Below are 18,547 nucleotides of genomic sequence, written 5' to 3' on the forward strand. Positions count from 1 at the left end.
GCCGTTGGGATCAGAGCATCTCCAACGGCTTTTTTCGTGCCGGCGGCGGAAAGGCCTCATCCAGGGCGATCCAATCTTCCTCGGTAATATCGAGCGATACGCAATCGCGGTTTTCGGCGGCGCGCGCGACGGTGGCGGTCTTCGGAATGGCGATGACGCCGTCGCGTTCGAGCAGGAAGGCGAGGGCGATTTGCGCCGGTGTCGCCTGATAGGCCTTGGCGATGCGAATGAGTTCCGGATGATGCACGAGCCGACCCTGCTCGATCGGCGAATAGGCCATGATCGGAATATTGCGTTCCTGGCACCAGGGCAGGAGATCGAATTCGATGCCGCGGCGCGAAAGATTATAGAGCACCTGATTGGCGGCGACATTCCCACCATTTGGTACCCGCAACAGTTCCTCCATATCGTCGACATCGAAATTCGAAACACCCCAGGCGCCGATCTTGCCGGATGTCTTTAGGATCTCAAAGGCCTCGACAGTTTCGGCAAGCGGATGGCCGCCGCGCCAATGCAGCAGATAAAGGTCGATTCTATCGGTCTTCATTCGCTTGAGACTGCGCTCGCATGCCGCGATTGCACCGCTGCGACTTGCATTTCCGGGATATACCTTGCTGACAAGAAAGACCTCTTCACGCCGGCCCTCGATTGCCTTCCCGACGATCATCTCCGAGCCGCCTTCCGCATACATTTCGGCCGTATCAATCAGCGTCATGCCGAGATCGATACCGGCTCTAATGCTTTCGATCTCGTTCTTCGAGCGCGACGCGCTCTCACCCATGTTCCAGGTCCCCTGGCCGAGGGCAGGTACGGTGATGCCGGAAGGGAATGCAATATCGGGGATCGGATCGTCCTGCATCGCGAATCTGCCTGTCTGTCCAAGGATTGAGTCACGGGCCGAGTTTCGGGCAAACCTGTCACCATGACAATGAATTTGTAGCGTCCTGAAGCTGTGGCCCCTAGGTTGACATACAAGTTTCAGGCGCCGTCATCGTATGCCCATGCGGACGAATGTGCCTCAGGAGGTCTCATGCCGCTGGATACATTTCTGGCTCTTGTTCTGTTTGCGTTCACCACCTCGATCACGCCGGGGCCGAACAATATGATGCTCTTTGCTTCCGGCGTTAATTTTGGCTTCCGCCGAACGATTCCGCATATGTTCGGCATCGCCGCGGGTTTTCTTTCATTGCTTCTCGCGGTCGGCCTCGGACTGGGCGCATTGCTGCATATGGTGCCGGCTGCCTACACGGCGCTCAAATTCGCAGGCGGAGCCTATCTCGTCTGGATTGCCTGGAAGATCGCAAGCTCGCGCTCGATTGGCGAAGGGCAAAGCGGGACGAAACCGATGTCCTTCCTCGGCGCGGCAGCCTTCCAGTGGGTCAATCCGAAGGCCTGGGTCATGGCGGTGACGGCCATGGCGACCTACACCAATCCCGAACTTTATCTGCTCAGCGTGCTTCTGGTCGGTTTCGCTTTCGCTGTCGTCAACTTGCCCAGCGTTTCCACCTGGGCAGGGTTCGGTTCGGCGCTGCGGGAGTGGCTGTCCGATCCAGCGCGGCTCAAGTGGTTCAACATCACGATGGCTGTTCTTTTGGTCCTAAGCCTCTGGCCAATGCTGAGATAGGCTGGCGACAAGAATAGCTGTTGCTTTGCCGTTTGGAGGGGCGTCGCGGCTTGTTCTCCTTAGGGGACAGAGCATCTTCTGGCTCAGAGTTAATGAAGTTCACTCTTGGCTGTCAGACTGCGAAAGCCTAGTATTATCGGCCTGTTCGTGGACGGAGATACCACCTTGAACGATCACCATGACGACCACACCCACCATCATGAACACGACAATCGGTACACGGACATGCAGGCGCGGGTGAGGGCGCTCGAGACGCTTCTCACGGAAAAGGGATTGATTGACCCCGGCGCGATCGACGTCATCGTCGAGACCTATGAAACGAAGGTCGGCCCCCGCAATGGCGCCCATGTCGTCGCGAAGGCCTGGAGCGATCCGGTTTTCGCCGAATGGTTGAAAAGGGATGCGACGGCGGCGATCGCGAGCCTTGGCTATGCCGGCCGTCAGGGCGAGCACATGCGCGCGGTGTTCAATACGCCGGACACGCATAACCTGATCGTCTGCACGCTCTGCTCCTGCTATCCGTGGGCAGTGCTCGGTTTGCCGCCGGTCTGGTACAAGGCGCCAGCCTACCGCTCGCGTGCCGTGCTCGATCCGCGCAGCGTGCTTGCGGAATTTGGGTTGACCCTTCCGGAGGACAAGAAAATCCGCGTCTGGGATTCGACCGCGGAATTGCGCTACCTGGTGATTCCTGAGCGGCCGGAGGGCACCGAGGGAATGAGCGAGGATCAGCTTGCGGATCTCGTCAGCAGGGACGCCATGATCGGCACTGCGGTCGCAAAGACGCCGGGAGAGCATGCATGAATGGACCGCACGATCTCGGCGGACAGATGGGTTTCGGGCCAGTCGCGCCGGAGAAGGATGAACCCTATTTCTATGCCGAATGGGAGAAGCGGGCACTTGGGCTTACGCTTTCCTGTGGGGCCTTCGGCGCCTGGACCCTCGATGAAAGCCGCTATACCCGCGAAAATATTCCGCCGGCCGACTATCTCTCCGCCAGCTACTACGAGATCTGGACAAGAGCGCTCGAAGTGCTCCTTCAGCGGCACGGATTCGCGACCGGCGAAGAGATCGATGCCGGGCACAAGCAGACAGAAGGCAGGGTGCCGAAGCGCGTGCTGAAGGCAGGTATGGTGCCCGGCGTGTTGGCCAAGGGTGGGCCCTGCGACCGGCCGGTCGACACCCCGGCGCGTTTTTCCCCGGGCGACAGGGTGCGGACCCGGAATTTCAATCCGACAACCCACACCCGGTTGCCCCGCTATGCACGCGCGAAGACCGGTATCATCGAGGCGGTGCAAGGCTCCTATGTTTTTCCAGATGACAATGCCCATGGAAAGGGTGAAAACCCGCAATGGCTCTATACGGTTGTCTTCGATGCCGCGGAAATCTGGGGAGAGGGAGCTGACCCATCATTGACGGTGTCGATAGATGCGTGGGAGAGCTATCTTGCAGCCGTCTGACAGACCATCGCCACTTCTCAAATCCCCGGAACTGCCGAGATCGGCGGAAGGTGAACCGGTGTTTCCCGAGCCTTGGGCTGCGGAAGCCTTTGCCATGACGGTGCACCTGCATCAGAACGGTGTCTTTACCTGGGGCGAATGGACGGCAAGCCTTTCGGCTGAGCTTCACAAAGCTGACCGCGCGCAGGATGGCAGCGACTATTTCGATTGCTGGGTCGCAGCCCTTTCGGAACTTCTTGTCAACAACGGCATAGCCGAGACGGAGGAGATCCTGCATCTGCAGGAATGCTGGAAGCGTGCGGCGGAGGCAACGCCGCACGGTATGCAGATCGTGCTGGAAAACGATCCTGAGCGCTAGGCATCATGAAGGGAATTGCCTGTAACATTCCTCTGCCACCCGTCGCAGCATGTCACGAGAGATTTCACCGGTGACGGCGTAGCCGATTTCTCCGTCGATCCAGTAAAAGGTTTCGACCTCATTGGTTGAAGCGAAACGGAAGCTTGTCGTTCTGTTTTCCTTGTTACGGCCGACCATGACGGTCAGCCGCTCGCCCGCCTGATTTTCATACATGAACATCGCGCCCGGCTTGCCATCCACCGGCAGCAGCCGACCGCCGACAAGCCGAAAGTCAAGCGATCTTAAATCAGGCACCTTGAGGTTCGGGATTGCGAGACGCTTGCCAAGCCAGGCTGCAAGGTGGGCTTCTTCATTGGCGAAGACCTCGACGGGGTGACGTACTTCGCTCGCATAAACGAGAAAGGCGGATTGTGCTTCCTTGGGTAGCGTTTCCGACGAAGCGAGCTGCAATTCGGGCTTCTCGAAAAGTGCGGGACCGTAGTGGCCGCTGACGACGCCCAATGCGAAGAGGATAACGGCTGCGGCCGCTGTCGCCAGCCGGGATTTCCAGATCGCTTCTCGTCCCTTCCCGTCGTCGAAAAGCAGGATGTCGGATGCCTTGCTCGTCTCATAGCCGGCAAACAACGTCCTGATGCTTTCGTTCTGTGTCTGCCATTCGGCGATCCTGGCAGCATCGTCCGGATTGTCCCGAAGCCAGGCCTCGACGCGCGCGCGATCCGGTTCCGACAGCAATCCGTCGGCATAGGCGTGCAGATCCGCTTCGCTCACGGTGGGAATGGGATCGCTCATTTCGGTCTCCGAAGCGTAATGATATTGTCGGCATTCATGCGCTCGCTCAGTCGTTGGCGGGCACGTGACAGTCGTGACATGACTGTGCCGATCGGGATGTCGAGCATGGTGGCCACTTCCTGATAGCTATAGCCTTCGACCACCACCAGCATCAGCACGGCGCGGCTTTCCTCCGAGAGGCTGTTCAGCGCACCTTCGAGCTTCGCGCGCGCGAGTGGATCGCCATTTGCATCGGCGGCCGGCATATCCGCTACTTCGCCGAGATCGAGTGAAGTCTGGCGCCCGCGCTGGCGCCGACCGCTGCGATAAAGATTCGTCATGATCGTCAGGATCCAGCCGCGCAGGTTAAGTCCGCGCCATTGCGCGCGTCGCGACAGCACGATCTCCACACAATCCTGGAGCAGGTCTTCACCATCGACATCGGAGCGCGTGAGGCTGCGCGAATAACGCCGCAGAGAAGGCAGGAGCGCCAGCACCTGTCCCTCGAAACTGTCGGGCGCAGGAAGAGCTCCTCCCGCGCCCTGGTCGTTGCCGTTAGGGCCGTGCGACATCCCAGTTGCCACCTACGCCGTCGCCGGTCACATCACCCATTTTCGTGTCCTTTACCCAGAAATAGAGCGGCATGCCGTCCTTGGCCCACTGCTTGGTACCGTCCTTACGGTCTACGATCGAGTATGCGCCCTCCGCCTTGGCATTTCCATCCGCCGCGAGCGGCGGCCAGTTCTTTGCGCAGTTGTCATAGCAATTGGAGACGCCCTTCGTGTCCTTCTTGAAAGTATAGAGCGTCATGCCGTTGGCGCCGGCCAAAACTTTTCCTTTCGAAGAATCGACCGTCTTTATCGGTTCGGCGGCGAAGGCGAATGTCGCTGCAAGGGTTGCGCCGATCAGGATCGGCAGAAATTTCGCGGCTTTCATTATTCTCTCCTCACGTGTTGCGGCATGCAGTCTTGCGTGCCGGCCATGAGATGCGCAAAGGCCATGTTTTATTCCCGGCTTTTGCTGTATTTTTTCAGGGTTGCCTATCGCCTGCGAATCCTGCCAAGTCCCACCATGCAATTTGCGCCCCAACAAGACGAAGCTCTCAAGGCCGTGTCGGATTGGCTGAAGGCTGGGACGTCGCCAATCTTTCGCCTTTTCGGCTACGCCGGAACGGGAAAGACGACGCTTGCGCGCCATTTTGCCGAGCATGTGGACGGGGACGTGTTGTTTGCGGCCTTCACGGGGAAGGCCGCTCAAGTGCTGCGCTCGCGCGGCGCGAGCAACGCCAAGACCATCCATTCCCTGATCTACCGGCCACGCGGTGAAGAGGCGGTCGAGGATGAGGAAACCGGCAAGACCTCAATCGCGCCGATGTTCTCGATCAATCGACAGAGCCCGGTCGCGAAGGCGGCACTCATTATCGTCGATGAATGCTCGATGGTGGACGAAGCGCTGGGCAAGGACCTGATGAGCTTCGGCACGCCGATCCTCGTCCTTGGCGATCCGGGACAGTTGCCGCCGGTGAGCGGGGGCGGATACTTCACCAATCAGGAGCCGGACTATCTATTGACGGACATTCACCGGCAGGCGCGGGACAATCCGATCATCCAGCTGGCAATGCACGTGCGCGAGGGCAAGGAGATCATGCATGGCGACTACGGAACTGCGCAGGTAATCTCAAAGAACGAGGTTACGCAGCCTCTGGTGCTCGATGCCGATCAGGTGCTGGTGGGAACGAACCGGACGCGGCGGCGCTACAATCAGCGCCTGCGTGAGCTTAAAGGATTTTCCGCCGAATATCCGCAGACAGGCGACAAGCTGGTATGTCTGCGCAACGATCCGGCGAAGGGATTGCTCAACGGTTCGCTGTGGCAGGTGATGACTTCGTCGAAGGAGACGACCAAACCCGGCATCAATCTCCTGGTCCGGCCGGAAGACGACGACATGGACCGGGGTGCGGCGAAGATCAAGCTCCTGAAGCAAGCTTTCGAGGATGTGGAAGGGGAAATCCCCTGGTCGACGCGTAAGCGCTATGACGAGTTCGATTACGGCTATGCTCTGACGGTGCACAAGGCGCAAGGTTCGCAATGGAACAATGTCGTGCTGTTCGATGAGAGCTGGGCATTCCGGGATACGCGCGAGCGGTGGCTTTATACCGCGATTACGCGGGCGGCGGAAACACTGACGATCGTTCGCTAGGCAGTCGGAAAAATGCGGTGGCGGCCGCATCATTCCGGCTAGAATTCACGTTTTCACGATGCCGAGCAAAACGGCCTTGGCGACAGCCTGAAAGCGGTTGTTTGCGCGGAACTTCCGGATGATCTCGGCCTCGAGCGCGACCGTTTCTTCATGCGTCAGTTCAAGTGCGCGAGCGATCCTCTGCGTGGAGTAGCCTTCGGCCATCAGTTTGAGGCAGTGCTTTTCCTGTTCGGTCAGGCTCGACCTGTCCTCATTGTCATTGAGCGGGGGAATGTCGCTTCCCGCCTCATCGTCAAGCAGGTCCCCCACCTGCTGAAGCTGTCGATGCAGCGTCGACATTTCGGCCGTCAGTTCACGCTTACGAACGGTCAGCGCTTCTCGGAAAGTCGCTTCCGCATCCTCCTGAGATTCCGCCTCGCGCAGATCCTGCATCAATTCCTGAATGACTGCGATCGGCATGCCTGTCTCGCGGCAGACGTTGATCACGGCCATGCGTAACACATCCTCCTGGCTGTAGACCCGCATGAGGCCAATACGGCCGGCCGAGATCAGGCCTTTCTCCTCATAAAAATGCAGTGTCCGGTGGGTGACGCCGAACGCATTTGCCATATCGGCGATCGGCACAGGATCGTCCGGCAAGTCTGGCGGCAATGCGGCTGCGGGCAGGAAACGATATTTCGATCGGGCCTCTGACGCGAGGCTGGCGGCATCAAACTGGCGTTTGGAACCGTCAGGCATGAACTCCTCCTTGGATCGTAGAATGCTGTCTGATCACCTCATCTGGTTTTACGCGCTGCTTCTCTTTCGGCGCGCTGGGGTTACTGTTGGCCTTTTCTTTTTCGGGAAGCAGCGGTGTGGCGGCGTTACTGAACTCCCGACAAGCTAAGCCGAATTCTTATAATTGTAAGTGCTAAAAGTAATCGTTTTCAAATGGGATAGCAAATGCGGGGCGAAGGCGAGCGATCCTTATCATCCGATCGTCGGGATACAGGGAAGGTCGTATTTCCATCAAACTTTTGCATCGATCCATGCAGGAATCTCGTTGGCGACAGGCGGTGGGTTTGGCATAAAAGCAAACATGCCTCGGTCGCCAATTGGATCTCCATCATGCCAACCAAACTCTCCGTGAACCTCAATGCGGTCGCTATGCTGCGCAACCGGCGTGACCTGCCATGGCCGAGCGTGGAAGGGATCGGACGTATCGCGCTACAGGCTGGTGCAAGCGGCCTGACGGTCCATCCGCGTCCCGATCAGCGGCATATCCGTTTTTCCGATCTTCCGACGATCCGGAACCTTATCGATGATGAATTCCCGCAGGCGGAATTCAATATCGAAGGCTACCCTACGGAGGAATTTCTCGATCTGTGCGCGGGCGCCGAGCCGGAGCAGGTGACGCTTGTCCCGGATGACCCGTCGCAGGCGACGTCCGATCACGGCTGGGATTTCCGCAAGCATCAGGCCTTCCTGGCGGATATCGTCGCGAAGCTGAAGAAGATGGGATGCCGTGTGTCGCTGTTTGCAGACGGGGACGGCGATGTCGATGCGGCGGCGGCCGCCAAGGCGACGGGCGCGGACCGGATCGAGCTCTACACCGGTCCCTATGGTGGCTGTTTCGATGCGCCCGAACGGGCGGCGCCGATCCTTGAGGCGCTCGGCAGGACCGCGGATGCGGCGATTGCTGTCGGTCTTGCCGTCAATGCCGGACACGATCTCACCGTCGCCAACCTGCCACCGCTGATAAAACGCATTCCGCAGCTTGCGGAAGTATCGATCGGTCATGGGCTGACGGCGGATGCGTTGGAATACGGTATGGCAGAGACTGTCCGCCGCTTCCGCCGTGCATGTGGCGAAAAGGTCTGATTTCGAAAGGCCCGCGACGCTGGCCTCTCGCAGGCAATTTTGCCTTGAAGATCAGGCCGTCAGTTCGGCCTTATGCTGCACGAAGAAATCCTTCAGCAATTGCGGCTCCTTGCCGGTCAGCTTCTTGAAGTCCACCGTGATGATATCGAAGTTGCCGGCGCGTGTATTGGCGTCGGCCGAAACCAGCATATCGACCACAAATGACGGCAGGCCCGCCCCGGTCAGGCCTGCAGCGAGCTGTTCGTCATTGACATGGACAGCCTTCAGCGGCTTGCCGGAGGCTTCTGAAACGGTGGCTGCAATCTCGTCATTGGTCAGTGATTGCGAACCGGTCAGCGTGTAGACAGCGTTTTCCGCCGCATTCGAAGCAAGTGCGGCGGCAATGGCGATAGCGCAGTCATCGCGCGAAATATTGGCCACGCGGCCTTCGCCGGTCGCGGTATACCAGCTGCCGACCTGAAGGTTGTGCGGCATGGAGTGCAGGAAATTGTCCATGTACCAAGCATTGCGGAAAATGGTGTAGGGCAGCCCGCTTGCCTTGATCGCCTGTTCCGTTCCGAGATGATCGGGCGCAAAGCTTACGAGCGAATTGTCCGGAGCTGGCATCGACGTATAAAACAGGTGCTTGACGCCGGCTTTTGCGGCGGCGGCAACGGCCGTCTTGTGCTGAGCGATGCGGGCACCGGGTCTATCGAGCGTATCGGTGCTGATAATCAGCAAGCGGTCGATCCCGGCAAAGGCGGTCTCAAGGCCGGCGGCATCATCGAAGTCTGCCTTGCGGACCCGGACGCCTCTTGCCGCGATATCAGTGAGCTTGTCCGGATTGCGGGTTGCCGCGACGATATCGGATGGCGAAACCTTGTAGGTCTCCAGCAGGTGATGGATCACCCTTTGTCCGAGCTGGCCGGCGGCGCCGGTAACGAGAATGCTATGGCTCATGGTCTTCCTCTGGTGTTGCCGCCTCGGATGAGGTGGTCTCAAAAAGAGAGTAACACTAGAATAGGAATTGACTTGAGGCTGTAAAGAAGGCAGTTTTTCCGCCCTACGTTACCAAAAGGGAACCACCATGAGCGGAGCCGTCGTCAATATCAAAGGCAAGAGCTCGGAGCGCATCCGCCAGGTCGATCTCAGCAAGCTCGACTTTACCAACTGTCCGGTGCGGGACATGCTGCAGCAGATCGGCGGCAAATGGTCGACATTGCTGCTGGAGGCACTGGCACAACAGCCTTATCGCTTTGGCGAGTTGCGCCGCATGATACCGGATATCTCCCAGCGTATGCTGACGCAGACGCTGCGGGATCTGCAGCGGGACGGCTATATCGAGCGTGAAGTCTTTCCGACGAAGCCGCCAAGCGTGGAATATCGAATGACCGATCTCGGTCGGTCGCTTTATCAACCGCTGGCACAGCTGCTGAACTGGGCGGAAGCCAATCATGATGCCGTGCGCGCGGCACGTACCCGTTTCGACTCCGCCGAACATTGATGAGAGAAGCGTCGGCCTGCAGCACTTTGAATTGCTGAGGGCCGACGCTTGATCATCATTTGCCGTCGCGCTCTGTCGCAAAATACAGCAACGCGACAAGCGGGAAGCACAGGCCGATCCAGGCTGTGAGGTTCCAGCCGCCGGTGGCATAGGCCCATCCGCCGATCGCCGAGGCAAAGGCACCGCCTGCGAAGAAGGTCGCCATATAGAGACCGTTCAGGCGGCTGCGGTGCTCGGCGCTCAGCGCGTAGATGGAGCGCTGACCGCAGACCATGCTGGTGGTGACGCCGAAATCGAGAAGAATGGCAGAAAGCGTCAGCAGCCCAAGCGCCAGCATCGATCCATCCTGCGCAAAATGGCTTATGAGAAAGGCAACGATGCCGAGTCCCATGGCAAGCGTCGTTGCGCGCTTCGTATGGCCTCGATCCGCCAGCCTTCCGGCAATCGGAGAGGCAATAGCGCCGGCAGCACCCGCGAGTGCAAAGAGGGCAATGCCATTCTGGGACAGGCCGAAGGCCGGTCCTGCAAGCAGCAACGGCGTTGTCGTCCAGAACAGGCTGAAGGCGCCGAACATGCAGGCCTGATAGAGCGCCCTGCGCTGCAGCACAGGCGTATGCAAGGCGAGGTGACCCATGGAGGCGAGAAGCTGGCCGTAACGCAGCCTGGTATGGGGTACGCGAACCGGCAGGTTGGCCCGCAATATGACTGCCAGAACGATCATGATGGCGGCAGAGGCAAGGTATACAACGTGCCAGGAGGAAGCTTCAGCGAGGAAGCTCGCGAACGGCCGCGCCAGCATGATGCCGCAAAGGAGCCCGCTCATGACATTGCCGACGACTTGGCCGCGGATCGCATCCGGCGCCATGTGCGCGGCAAAGGGTACGAGCACCTGTACCGCGACGGAGGCGAGGCCGATACAGAGCGATGCGATTAGAAAGGCGGTCGGCGTCGATGACAGCGCGCCGCCGACGAGGGCAACCGCGGAGATGATAATCAACGTCAAAACGAGCCGGCGGTTTTCCAGCAGGTCGCCGAGCGGCACGATCAGCAGCAGGCCGAGCCCGTAGCCGATCTGGGTCAATGTTACGATGAGACCGGTGGCGGCCGGTGTGAAGCCGAGTGCTGCGCTGATGGGACCGGCGAGCGGCTGGCCGTAATAGAGGTTGGCAGCCACCAGCCCACAGGCGGCGGCAAAAAGGAATGTCATCCACGGTGAGATCGAGCGCGGGATCGCGGTCTGCTCTGTGGCGGTCGATACAATCATTTCAAACTCCAATTCTGGAATAAAGGAATTTCCCGTCAAATCGCATGAAGCTCATGCCAGTATTTTCATTGCAGTCTCGGCGACGGCCGTCATTTCCTCGCGAGAGCGGCCTGTCTTACCGGCAAGGCGCATGCCCTTCATGAGGCACAGAAGAGTGCGCGCCGCATCGCGACTGTCGATAGCAGCCGGGATGGAGCCATCGGCCTGGCCGAGCCGGATGAGATCATCGAGCAATTGCTCGTCCTTATCGAAGGCGGCAGCGACACGCTCGGCGACTTCCGCGTCGAAAAGGGCGAGTTCCGTGGCACTTCCGACGACGAGGCAACCTTGGCGGCCGACGACGCCGTGCGAGGAATCGGCGTAGAAGATCAGCATCTGCCGGACCTTGTCGTGCCCGGTGTGTACCGCGGCTATGCCTTCCTCCATCAACTGACGACGAACGAGCCGATAACGGTCAAGGACGGCAATGAAAATACCACGCTTGTCACCGAATGCCTTGTAGACGCTGCCTGAAGTCAGTTTCATGGCTTCGGTAAGTTCGCTGATCGACGCGGCGTAGTAGCCACGCTCCGAGAAGACGCGCAATGCCTTGTCGAGCGCGTCATCGAGATCGAATTCACGCGGTCGCCCGCGGAGTCGGGAAGAGGTAAGTGTCGCGGTTGTCATGCCGCTCTTTTAGGAAACGATCGTTTCCAAATCAAGTGATTTTTTCTGCATTGCAGCAATTTGGTGCCCTTCGAGCGGTTCAGCTTTTCATGGAAGCGCTGAATCGTTCGAAGCTTTGTCTTACGCAATTCCGAACGGAAAACCGCTTCGCCTTTTCCTGTAATTGCTTGGCGCAGCCTTCTATAGATCGAGAACCCAGGTTTGTCCGTTCAACTGCGGACCGAACATGTTATGTCTCTCCTCGGAGACAAGTCGGAAGCCCTTCTGGATATAGATGCCGCGGGCCGCTTCGAGAATGTCGTTGGTCCAAAGCGAGAGCTGCCGATAACCGGCCTGCCTCGAAAACCGGATGCATTCTTCGACGAGGAGTTTGCCGAGCCCGAGGCCACGCGCGGCCTTGTCGACATAGAGGAGGCGCAGTTTCGCAACGCCATCGCCACCATTGGTGACAAGGACTGAGCCGACATTGATGCCGCCCCGCTCGGCGATCCAGCAATATTCCTTTGCCGGGTCGAAGCCGGCCAGAAAGCGTCCGGCAACGTCCGCAACCAGACCCTCGAAGCGCATGTCCCAACCATATTCCTCCGCATAGAAGCGACCCTGGCTCTGGACGATCCAGCCGATGTCGCCCGGACGATGGGCGCGAATGATGGCCGGCGCATCGGATTTCCGCTCCTTCGGATCGAGAATGGCGCGGATCGCCCGCATGGCCACGACGACGCGCTCCGGCTCGCCGCTCTCAAGATTTTCGAAATGGCCGGCAATCTGCGCGTTGGAGCGCTGTCCGAGCTCCTCGAACTGGGCCTTTCCCTTTTCGGTGACCATGATGATCTGGCTTCTAAGGTCAGCCGGGTCTGACCGTGTCTCGACCAGGCCCTCGTTACGGAATCGCTTCACGATGCGGCTCAAATAGGCCGGATCGATATGCAGGTCGCGTGTCAATGCCGCGGCGGCGATGCCGTTATGAGCGCCGATTTCATAGAGCACGCGTGCGTCGGTCAGCGTATAGGGGCTGTCGAGATAGGCCTTGGTCAGGACGCCGAGGAAATTCGTATAGAAGCGATTGAAGTCGCGGACGGCTTCGATAGTGGCGAGACTGGCAGTAGCGGACATGGCAGGGCCTCCAATATTTGGAGACTCTGTCCTGCAATTAATTGACTGAGTCAAGTATTTTTAAGCGGCACAGATATCGATCGCTTTCGGTTCGCCGAGAGCGAAATTCACTGCGGCCGCCGCATGAATTTCCGCCGTGTCGAAGCCAGGGAGCGGCAGCTTTCCCGGATCAAGGATCAGGCCGATCTCGGTACAGCCGAATATGACGCTGTCGGCTCCCTGAAGGATGCCGCGCTCTATCATCGTCATGAGTTTGTCGCGCGAGCTGTCCAGTACCCTTCCGGCGCAAAGTTCATTGAAGATGATATCGTGCAAGGTGGTGCGGTCGGCGGCATCCGGAACCACGACATCGATGCCGAGGCTCTCCATGCGATCCTGGTAGAAACCGTGCTCCATCGTATATCGCGTGGCGAGCAGGAGTGGGCGCCTGCAGCCTGTTGCATGCAAGCATTTCGCGGTTTCATCGACTATGTGGATCAACGGAATGGAAATGCGCGATGCAACCTTGTCGGCAATCAGATGCATGGTGTTTGCGCAGATGAGAATGCAACGCGCACCGGCAATCTGCAGACGGAGCGCCACGTCACCCAGTCGTGCTGCGGCCATGTGCCAGTCGCCGGCCTTTTGCAGGGCGACGATTTCCTCGAAGTTCACGGAATGCATGACGAGTTCCGCCGAGGCCAGTCCGCCGCGGTTTTTCCGTACCATTTCATTGATCAGGCGATAGTAGACTGCAGAACTTTCGAAGCTCATGCCGCCGATCAGGCCGATTGTCCGCATTTCCGCATCCTCCGGTGCCTCTGTAAGCCAGCAACCATGCACCAGCAGCTGCGCAAGGTGTGTGCAATTGCTTGTCACAAAAGATATGTCTGCGATGTATTTTTGCAAGAATAGCCCATATGTTGCAAAAAATTCGCGCCACAATGAAAGGCTCCCCGCTGATGCTGGATGATCGTGACAGAAAGATTCTCGAGTTGCTCCAGGTCGACGCCGGCATATCTGTAACTGACTTGGCCGAGAAGGTAGCCCTTTCCGTCTCAGCCTGTTCGCGGCGCATCCAACGACTTGAAGAAAGCGGTCACATCGCCCGCCGGATCGTGGTGCTGGATCGCGAGAGGATGGCGGTACCGACGACCGTCTTCGCGCTCGTCAAGACCGCGCGTCATTCCGACGAATGGATCGACATCTTCCGCAAAGCGATCTGCGATATTCCCGAGATCGTCGAGGCACATCGGCTGACCGGCAATTACGATTACATCCTCAAGATCGCGCTGCCGCGCGTCGAGCACTACGACGTCATCTATAAGAAGATCATCCGCCAGGTCGAATTGTTTGACGTTGCCGCCTCGATTTCCATGGAAGAAATGAAGAGCGGCGTTACCATACCGGTATCCTATGCTCAGTAAAGGCGGTGAGCCGTCTCGGCACGGGAGCCATGCGGAAAAGCCCGTTGTCCAGGCGGTGGATAATCCCGAAATTAGGGCCGGGTAGGATGACAATGCGAGGAATTTTCGATGCCGGAACATCATGTCGTCGTGGTTGGGGGTGGCTTTGGCGGATTGCAGCTTGTCAATGATCTCAAAGGGGTGCCGGTTCGCATCACGCTGATCGATCGACGCAACCACCACCTGTTTCAACCACTGCTCTATCAGGTGGCGACGACACTTCTCGCCACCTCGGAAATAGCCTGGCCGATCCGCAGCCTCTATCGCGATCGGCCGGAGGTCACGACTGTCCTCGGCGAGGTTTCTTCCGTTGATCGCAACGCGCGGACGGTGATGCTGAAAAGCGGCGGGACGATCGGCTACGATACGCTGGTGCTGGCGACCGGCGCGACGCATGCTTATTTCGGTCACGACGAATGGGAGCCCGTGGCGCCTGGTCTGAAGACGCTCGAAGATGCGACCACGATCCGCCGGCGGGTGCTGCTCGCCTTCGAACATGCGGAACTGGAAACGGATCCCGCGGCGCGAGATGCGCTCTTGACGTTTACGATCGTGGGTGCGGGGCCGACAGGCGTCGAACTCGCCGGCATCATTGCGGAACTGGCGCATCAAACACTGCCGCGGGAATTCCGCAATATCGATACGCGCAAGACCCGTATCATTCTCGTGGAGGCGGGACCACGAATCCTCGCAGCTTTTACCGAGGATCTTTCCGCCTATGCTCACAAAGCTCTGGAAAAGCTCGGGGTCGAAGTCCGAACGGGTCAGGCTGTGACCGCCTGCAGCGCCGAGGGAGTGACGATCGGCGATACTTTCGTGCCGAGCCGCACCATTGTCTGGGCCGCCGGCGTTCAGGCATCGGCGGCTGCGAAATGGCTCGACGCTCCTGCCGACCGGGCAGGGCGTGTGGTCGTGGAAAAGGATCTGAGGGCGCCGGGTGAACGGGACATCTTCGTCATAGGCGACACGGCGCTGGTCATGGGCGAGGATGGCAAGCCGGTACCGGGCATTGCTCCGGCAGCCAAACAGCAGGGCGCCTACGTTGCTAAGGTCATTCGTGCGCGGATGAGCAACCAGCCCGATCCAGGTCCCTTCCGCTATCACCATGAGGGTAGTCTTGCGACGATCGGCAAGAGCGCGGCGATCATCGATTTTGGCTGGCTCAAGCTCAAGGGCTGGATCGCTTGGTGGATATGGGGCATCGCCCATATCTATTTTCTGATCGGCACGCGTTCGCGTTTCGCGGTCGCCTGGAGCTGGCTCTGGATCTATTTGAGCCGCCAGCATAGCTCCCGGCTGATCACGCAGAAGGAAGCGATGCAGGAGAAGGGGTAGGCGGCTCCAGAGAGCCGCCTACCATTTTCACTTAAGCTGCCAGAGACGCGATATCGATGACGAAGCGGTATCGGACGTCGCTCTTCACGACGCGCTCGTAAGCCTCATTGATATCCTGGATGTTGATCTTCTCGATTTCCGAAACAATGCTGTGCTCGCCGCAGAAGTCGAGCATTTCCTGCGTTTCCTTGATTGAGCCGATCATCGAGCCCGAAAGGCTCTTGCGACCGGCAATGACCGAAAAGGCATGAACGGGAACCGCATGCTCGGGAACGCCGACAAGCACCATGCTGCCGTCATATTTCAGGAGGTTCAGGTAGGCGTTCCAGTCGATCGCGGTGCCGACCGTGTTGATGATGAGATCGAAGGTACCGGCAAGCTTGGTGAAGGTTTCGGCGTCGCTCGTCGCATAGTAATGGCTGGCACCGAGCTTCAGGCCATCTTCCTTCTTGGACAATGTCTGGCTGAGCACGGTGATCTCAGCGCCCATCGCGTGGCCGAGCTTGACGCCCATATGGCCAAGGCCGCCCATGCCGACGATCGCGACCTTCTTGCCGGAACCGGCCTTCCAGTGGCGCAGCGGCGAGTAGAGCGTGATGCCGGCGCAAAGAAGCGGAGCGCCTGAATCCAGCGGAATGTTATCCGGGAAGGAAAGGACGTAGCCTTCCTTGACGACGATCGAATCGGAATATCCGCCATAGGTCGGCGTCGTGCCGTCCGCCTCGACATCGTTATAGGTCTGAACGAGGCCCGGCAGGAAATGCTCATAGTCCAGATCTCGGGTGGCGCAGGTCGTGCAGGAATTGACGAAGCAGCCAACGCCGACGCGATCGCCGACCTTGAACTTCGTGACCTTCGAGCCGACGGCGCTGACGACACCTGCCACTTCATGGCCCGGCACCATCGGATAGCGGGAGTTGCCCCATTCGTTGCGGGCCTGGTGGATATCCGAATGGCAGACGCCGCAATATTTGACGGAAATGACGACATCGTCCTCATTCGGTTCGCGGCGCTCGAAGGTGAAGGGGGTCAGCGGCTGCGACGCATCGGTCGCGGCATAGCCTTTTGCAATAGCCATGGAGACTTCCTTTTGTGTGGGAGGAACGGCCGGACTATGCCGCACATGGCGGCCAAAGCGTTAGAGCGATCCTGCTATCTTTATGCACGATCCTGCAAAATTTCATCGCAGCCCATTTCCCTCAGAGCGGTCTCGGCTATGATGTGGACGAACTCAAATCCTGGAAAATAACTGGTTCCGTAATGACTCTGCCCTTTTCTCCCTATCAGGAGCTTGCCTCAATCATTGCACGGTTCGCCGGCAGCGACGGCGACTACGCGACACCGATCGGCAGCCTGTATGTGCACTATCGCTCAATGCCGACGATGCCGATGCATGCGGCATGCCGGCCGCTTTTTGCGCTGGTGCTGCAGGGAGCGAAAAGCGTGACGCTCGGAGAAGAGACTTTCCGCTACGGCACTGGCCATTACCTTTTGGCATCTCTTGATCTTCCGATCGCTTCGCGGGTGACCGAGGCCAGCGTGGAAGCGCCACATCTCTGCCTCAGCATGATTATCGAGCCCGAGCGCCTCCATGAATTGCTTGCCCGGGTTTCGATTCCGCGGCGGTCGGCAATGGCGGATGGAGTGCGTGGACTGGCGGTCAATGCCGCGCCGCCTGAGTTGCTCGATGCCTGTGTCAGGCTTTTGCGGCTGCTTGATCGACCGGAGGACATCGCCGCGATGGGACCGCTCATCGAGCAGGAAATACTCTATAGACTGCTGACCGGTCCCGATGGGCCGCGGCTGCTGCAAATCGCCACGGCCGAGAGCAATGGCAACCGGATAGCCCGTGCCGTTGCATGGCTTCGCGGCAATTTCACTCGCCCGCTTCGTATCGAGGAATTGGCGGATCATGTGAGCATGAGCGTGTCGTCGTTCCATCATCACTTCAAAGCGGTGACCATGATGACGCCGATGCAGTATCAGAAGCAGCTTCGGCTGCACGAGGCACGGCGGCTGATGCTTGTGGAGCGGCTCGATGTCGGTACTGCTGGGCATCGTGTCGGCTATCAAAGCCCCTCGCAGTTCAGCCGGGAATACAGCAGGCTGTACGGCATATCACCATTGCGTGACGTCGAGGGCAAGCCTGCGGAATAAACCGCAATCGTCATTTTTCAGGCGGAAATCTGTGGTCGCGTGAAGAAACTCTTGACGCTTGCCCGTTGCTGAGCCATAACACCTAGCGAACCGTACCGTACGGTACGCAGAAGGAGTGGGGCGCCTTGTGGAACGATGCAGGACAATCGAGCGAGTTTTCACCGCGCCAGAACGCTGTTCTGGAGCAGGCGCTCCGGTTGCTTGTGGACGGTGGCGAGAAGGCTTTGACGACCTCCGGCGTCGCCCGTGCCGCCAACTGCTCCAAGGAAAGCCTCTACAAGTGGTTCGGAGACCGCGACGGCCTCCTCTCTGCCATGATCGCCTATCAGGCGAGCAAGGTGCGCACCTTCGAGCGCAACGGCGAACGGCTGACGGCTGCGAGCCTGCACGATCATCTTGTCATCTTCGCGCGCGATCTGCTCGAGGTGTTGGCGGGTGACGTGTCGCTCGCTCTGAATCGGCTGGCGATCGGTCAGTCGAGCCGCGAGGGATCGAAGCTCGGCAAACTGCTCCTGGAGCGCGGAAGGCGGCAGATCGATCGACGCGCGATGGGGCTGATCGAGGCCGGCAGGCGGGCAGGGCTGTTACGCTTCGACGACGCCGACATGGCTTATCATTGTTTCTACGGGCTCATTGTCTCGGATCTGCATGTGCGCATGCTGCTCGGCGAACCGGGCTTGAAGGATACCGGTCGTCAGGCGGAGAGGGCGGTTACCGCCTTCTTGCGGCTCTTCGGCAGTGAAAGGATTGCGGCGGAAGCGATGGCGACCGCTTGATTACTTAAAATCGATACAGACAAGCGAAGGGAAGGATAATTC

General features: G+C 59.0%; 22 protein-coding genes. 11 read left to right on the plus strand and 11 right to left on the minus strand.

Translation table 11 applies throughout. The features are described from left to right. Window positions 1-10: 10 nt before the first annotated feature. Entirely contained in the window at window positions 11-859 is an 849-nt protein-coding gene (locus AAE029_RS04915; RefSeq protein WP_371071687.1) for an aldo/keto reductase, read from the minus strand. A gap of 171 nt (window positions 860-1,030) precedes the next feature. Between AAE029_RS04915 and AAE029_RS04920 the strand changes: the two genes are divergently transcribed. The 4 genes from AAE029_RS04920 (at window position 1,031) to AAE029_RS04935 (ending at window position 3,439) form a co-directional block, all read left to right on the plus strand. Beyond that, a complete protein-coding gene (locus AAE029_RS04920; protein ID WP_371071688.1) occupies window positions 1,031-1,624 on the plus strand; it encodes a LysE family translocator in 594 nt (197 codons plus the stop codon). Window positions 1,625-1,849: 225 nt separating this feature from the next. After that, entirely contained in the window at window positions 1,850-2,425 is a 576-nt protein-coding gene (gene nthA, locus AAE029_RS04925; RefSeq protein ID WP_371072097.1) for a nitrile hydratase subunit alpha, read from the plus strand. Beyond that, window positions 2,422-3,081, plus strand: coding sequence for a nitrile hydratase subunit beta (nthB, locus tag AAE029_RS04930; RefSeq protein WP_371071689.1), 660 nt, complete (start codon window positions 2,422-2,424; stop codon window positions 3,079-3,081). Before nthA ends, nthB begins: the two co-directional genes overlap by 4 nt. After that, window positions 3,050-3,439, plus strand: coding sequence for a nitrile hydratase accessory protein (locus tag AAE029_RS04935; protein WP_371071690.1), 390 nt, complete (start codon window positions 3,050-3,052; stop codon window positions 3,437-3,439). Before nthB ends, AAE029_RS04935 begins: the two co-directional genes overlap by 32 nt. Window positions 3,440-3,442: 3 nt before the next feature. On the opposite strand, the gene AAE029_RS04940 is transcribed toward AAE029_RS04935, so the two are convergent. From AAE029_RS04940 to AAE029_RS04950, 3 genes are read right to left on the minus strand one after another with little or no spacing between them, the layout of a single operon-like run. Then, window positions 3,443-4,228 carry an anti-sigma factor gene (locus tag AAE029_RS04940; RefSeq protein ID WP_371071691.1) on the minus strand — a complete coding sequence of 262 codons (786 nt, stop codon included), beginning with the start codon at window positions 4,226-4,228 and terminating at the stop codon, window positions 3,443-3,445. Next, window positions 4,225-4,779: an RNA polymerase sigma factor gene (locus AAE029_RS04945; RefSeq protein ID WP_371071692.1), complete on the minus strand. Its 555-nt coding sequence runs from the start codon at window positions 4,777-4,779 to the stop codon at window positions 4,225-4,227. The genes AAE029_RS04940 and AAE029_RS04945 overlap by 4 nt, the downstream gene beginning before the upstream one ends. Beyond that, window positions 4,763-5,143 carry a hypothetical protein gene (locus AAE029_RS04950; RefSeq protein WP_371071693.1) on the minus strand — a complete coding sequence of 127 codons (381 nt, stop codon included), beginning with the start codon at window positions 5,141-5,143 and terminating at the stop codon, window positions 4,763-4,765. The genes AAE029_RS04945 and AAE029_RS04950 overlap by 17 nt, the downstream gene beginning before the upstream one ends. Before the next feature lie 135 nt (window positions 5,144-5,278). Between AAE029_RS04950 and AAE029_RS04955 the strand changes: the two genes are divergently transcribed. Then, window positions 5,279-6,406, plus strand: coding sequence for an ATP-dependent RecD-like DNA helicase (locus tag AAE029_RS04955; protein WP_371071694.1), 1,128 nt, complete (start codon window positions 5,279-5,281; stop codon window positions 6,404-6,406). Between the two features lie 45 nt (window positions 6,407-6,451). Here AAE029_RS04955 and AAE029_RS04960 read toward each other — a convergent pair whose 3' ends face one another. Further along, entirely contained in the window at window positions 6,452-7,144 is a 693-nt protein-coding gene (locus tag AAE029_RS04960) for a MerR family transcriptional regulator (RefSeq protein WP_371071695.1), read from the minus strand. Between the two features lie 369 nt (window positions 7,145-7,513). Between AAE029_RS04960 and AAE029_RS04965 the strand changes: the two genes are divergently transcribed. Next, window positions 7,514-8,266, plus strand: a complete 753-nt coding sequence (locus AAE029_RS04965; protein WP_371071696.1) for a pyridoxine 5'-phosphate synthase — start codon at window positions 7,514-7,516, stop codon at window positions 8,264-8,266. Between the two features lie 51 nt (window positions 8,267-8,317). On the opposite strand, the gene AAE029_RS04970 is transcribed toward AAE029_RS04965, so the two are convergent. Beyond that, a complete protein-coding gene (locus AAE029_RS04970; protein ID WP_371071697.1) occupies window positions 8,318-9,205 on the minus strand; it encodes an SDR family oxidoreductase in 888 nt (295 codons plus the stop codon). A gap of 127 nt (window positions 9,206-9,332) precedes the next feature. Between AAE029_RS04970 and AAE029_RS04975 the strand changes: the two genes are divergently transcribed. Beyond that, window positions 9,333-9,749 (plus strand): winged helix-turn-helix transcriptional regulator, encoded by a 417-nt coding sequence (locus tag AAE029_RS04975; protein WP_371071698.1) that lies wholly within the window; start codon window positions 9,333-9,335, stop codon window positions 9,747-9,749. Window positions 9,750-9,804: 55 nt separating this feature from the next. Here AAE029_RS04975 and AAE029_RS04980 read toward each other — a convergent pair whose 3' ends face one another. The 4 genes from AAE029_RS04980 to AAE029_RS04995 form a co-directional block, all read right to left on the minus strand. Further along, entirely contained in the window at window positions 9,805-11,013 is a 1,209-nt protein-coding gene (locus tag AAE029_RS04980; protein ID WP_371071699.1) for an MFS transporter, read from the minus strand. A gap of 51 nt (window positions 11,014-11,064) precedes the next feature. Next, window positions 11,065-11,679 carry a TetR/AcrR family transcriptional regulator gene (locus AAE029_RS04985; protein WP_371071700.1) on the minus strand — a complete coding sequence of 205 codons (615 nt, stop codon included), beginning with the start codon at window positions 11,677-11,679 and terminating at the stop codon, window positions 11,065-11,067. A gap of 180 nt (window positions 11,680-11,859) precedes the next feature. Then, a complete protein-coding gene (locus AAE029_RS04990) occupies window positions 11,860-12,792 on the minus strand; it encodes a GNAT family N-acetyltransferase (protein WP_371071701.1) in 933 nt (310 codons plus the stop codon). A gap of 60 nt (window positions 12,793-12,852) precedes the next feature. Continuing rightward, window positions 12,853-13,572: an aspartate/glutamate racemase family protein gene (locus AAE029_RS04995; RefSeq protein ID WP_371071702.1), complete on the minus strand. Its 720-nt coding sequence runs from the start codon at window positions 13,570-13,572 to the stop codon at window positions 12,853-12,855. A gap of 161 nt (window positions 13,573-13,733) precedes the next feature. Between AAE029_RS04995 and AAE029_RS05000 the strand changes: the two genes are divergently transcribed. Both AAE029_RS05000 and AAE029_RS05005 read left to right on the plus strand, forming a co-directional pair. Further along, window positions 13,734-14,198, plus strand: a complete 465-nt coding sequence (locus AAE029_RS05000; protein ID WP_371072098.1) for an Lrp/AsnC family transcriptional regulator — start codon at window positions 13,734-13,736, stop codon at window positions 14,196-14,198. 108 nt (window positions 14,199-14,306) lie between these two features. Next, the gene (locus AAE029_RS05005) at window positions 14,307-15,572 is read left to right on the plus strand and encodes an NAD(P)/FAD-dependent oxidoreductase (RefSeq protein WP_371071703.1); all 1,266 of its coding nucleotides are present in this window, start codon (window positions 14,307-14,309) and stop codon (window positions 15,570-15,572) included. Between the two features lie 31 nt (window positions 15,573-15,603). On the opposite strand, the gene AAE029_RS05010 is transcribed toward AAE029_RS05005, so the two are convergent. Then, on the minus strand, window positions 15,604-16,650 hold the full coding sequence (locus AAE029_RS05010) for an NAD(P)-dependent alcohol dehydrogenase (protein ID WP_371071704.1): 1,047 nt from the start codon (window positions 16,648-16,650) through the stop codon (window positions 15,604-15,606). A gap of 182 nt (window positions 16,651-16,832) precedes the next feature. On the opposite strand from AAE029_RS05010, the gene AAE029_RS05015 reads away from it, so the two are divergent. Then, complete coding sequence (locus AAE029_RS05015) at window positions 16,833-17,729, plus strand: AraC family transcriptional regulator N-terminal domain-containing protein (protein ID WP_371072099.1); 897 nt, start codon at window positions 16,833-16,835, stop codon at window positions 17,727-17,729. Between the two features lie 125 nt (window positions 17,730-17,854). Beyond that, the gene (locus AAE029_RS05020; RefSeq protein WP_371071705.1) at window positions 17,855-18,505 is read left to right on the plus strand and encodes a TetR/AcrR family transcriptional regulator C-terminal domain-containing protein; all 651 of its coding nucleotides are present in this window, start codon (window positions 17,855-17,857) and stop codon (window positions 18,503-18,505) included. The last annotated feature ends 42 nt before the right edge of the window (window positions 18,506-18,547 follow it).

Source organism: Sinorhizobium sp. CB7, assembly GCF_041357635.1.
Classification (GTDB): domain Bacteria; phylum Pseudomonadota; class Alphaproteobacteria; order Rhizobiales; family Rhizobiaceae; genus Rhizobium.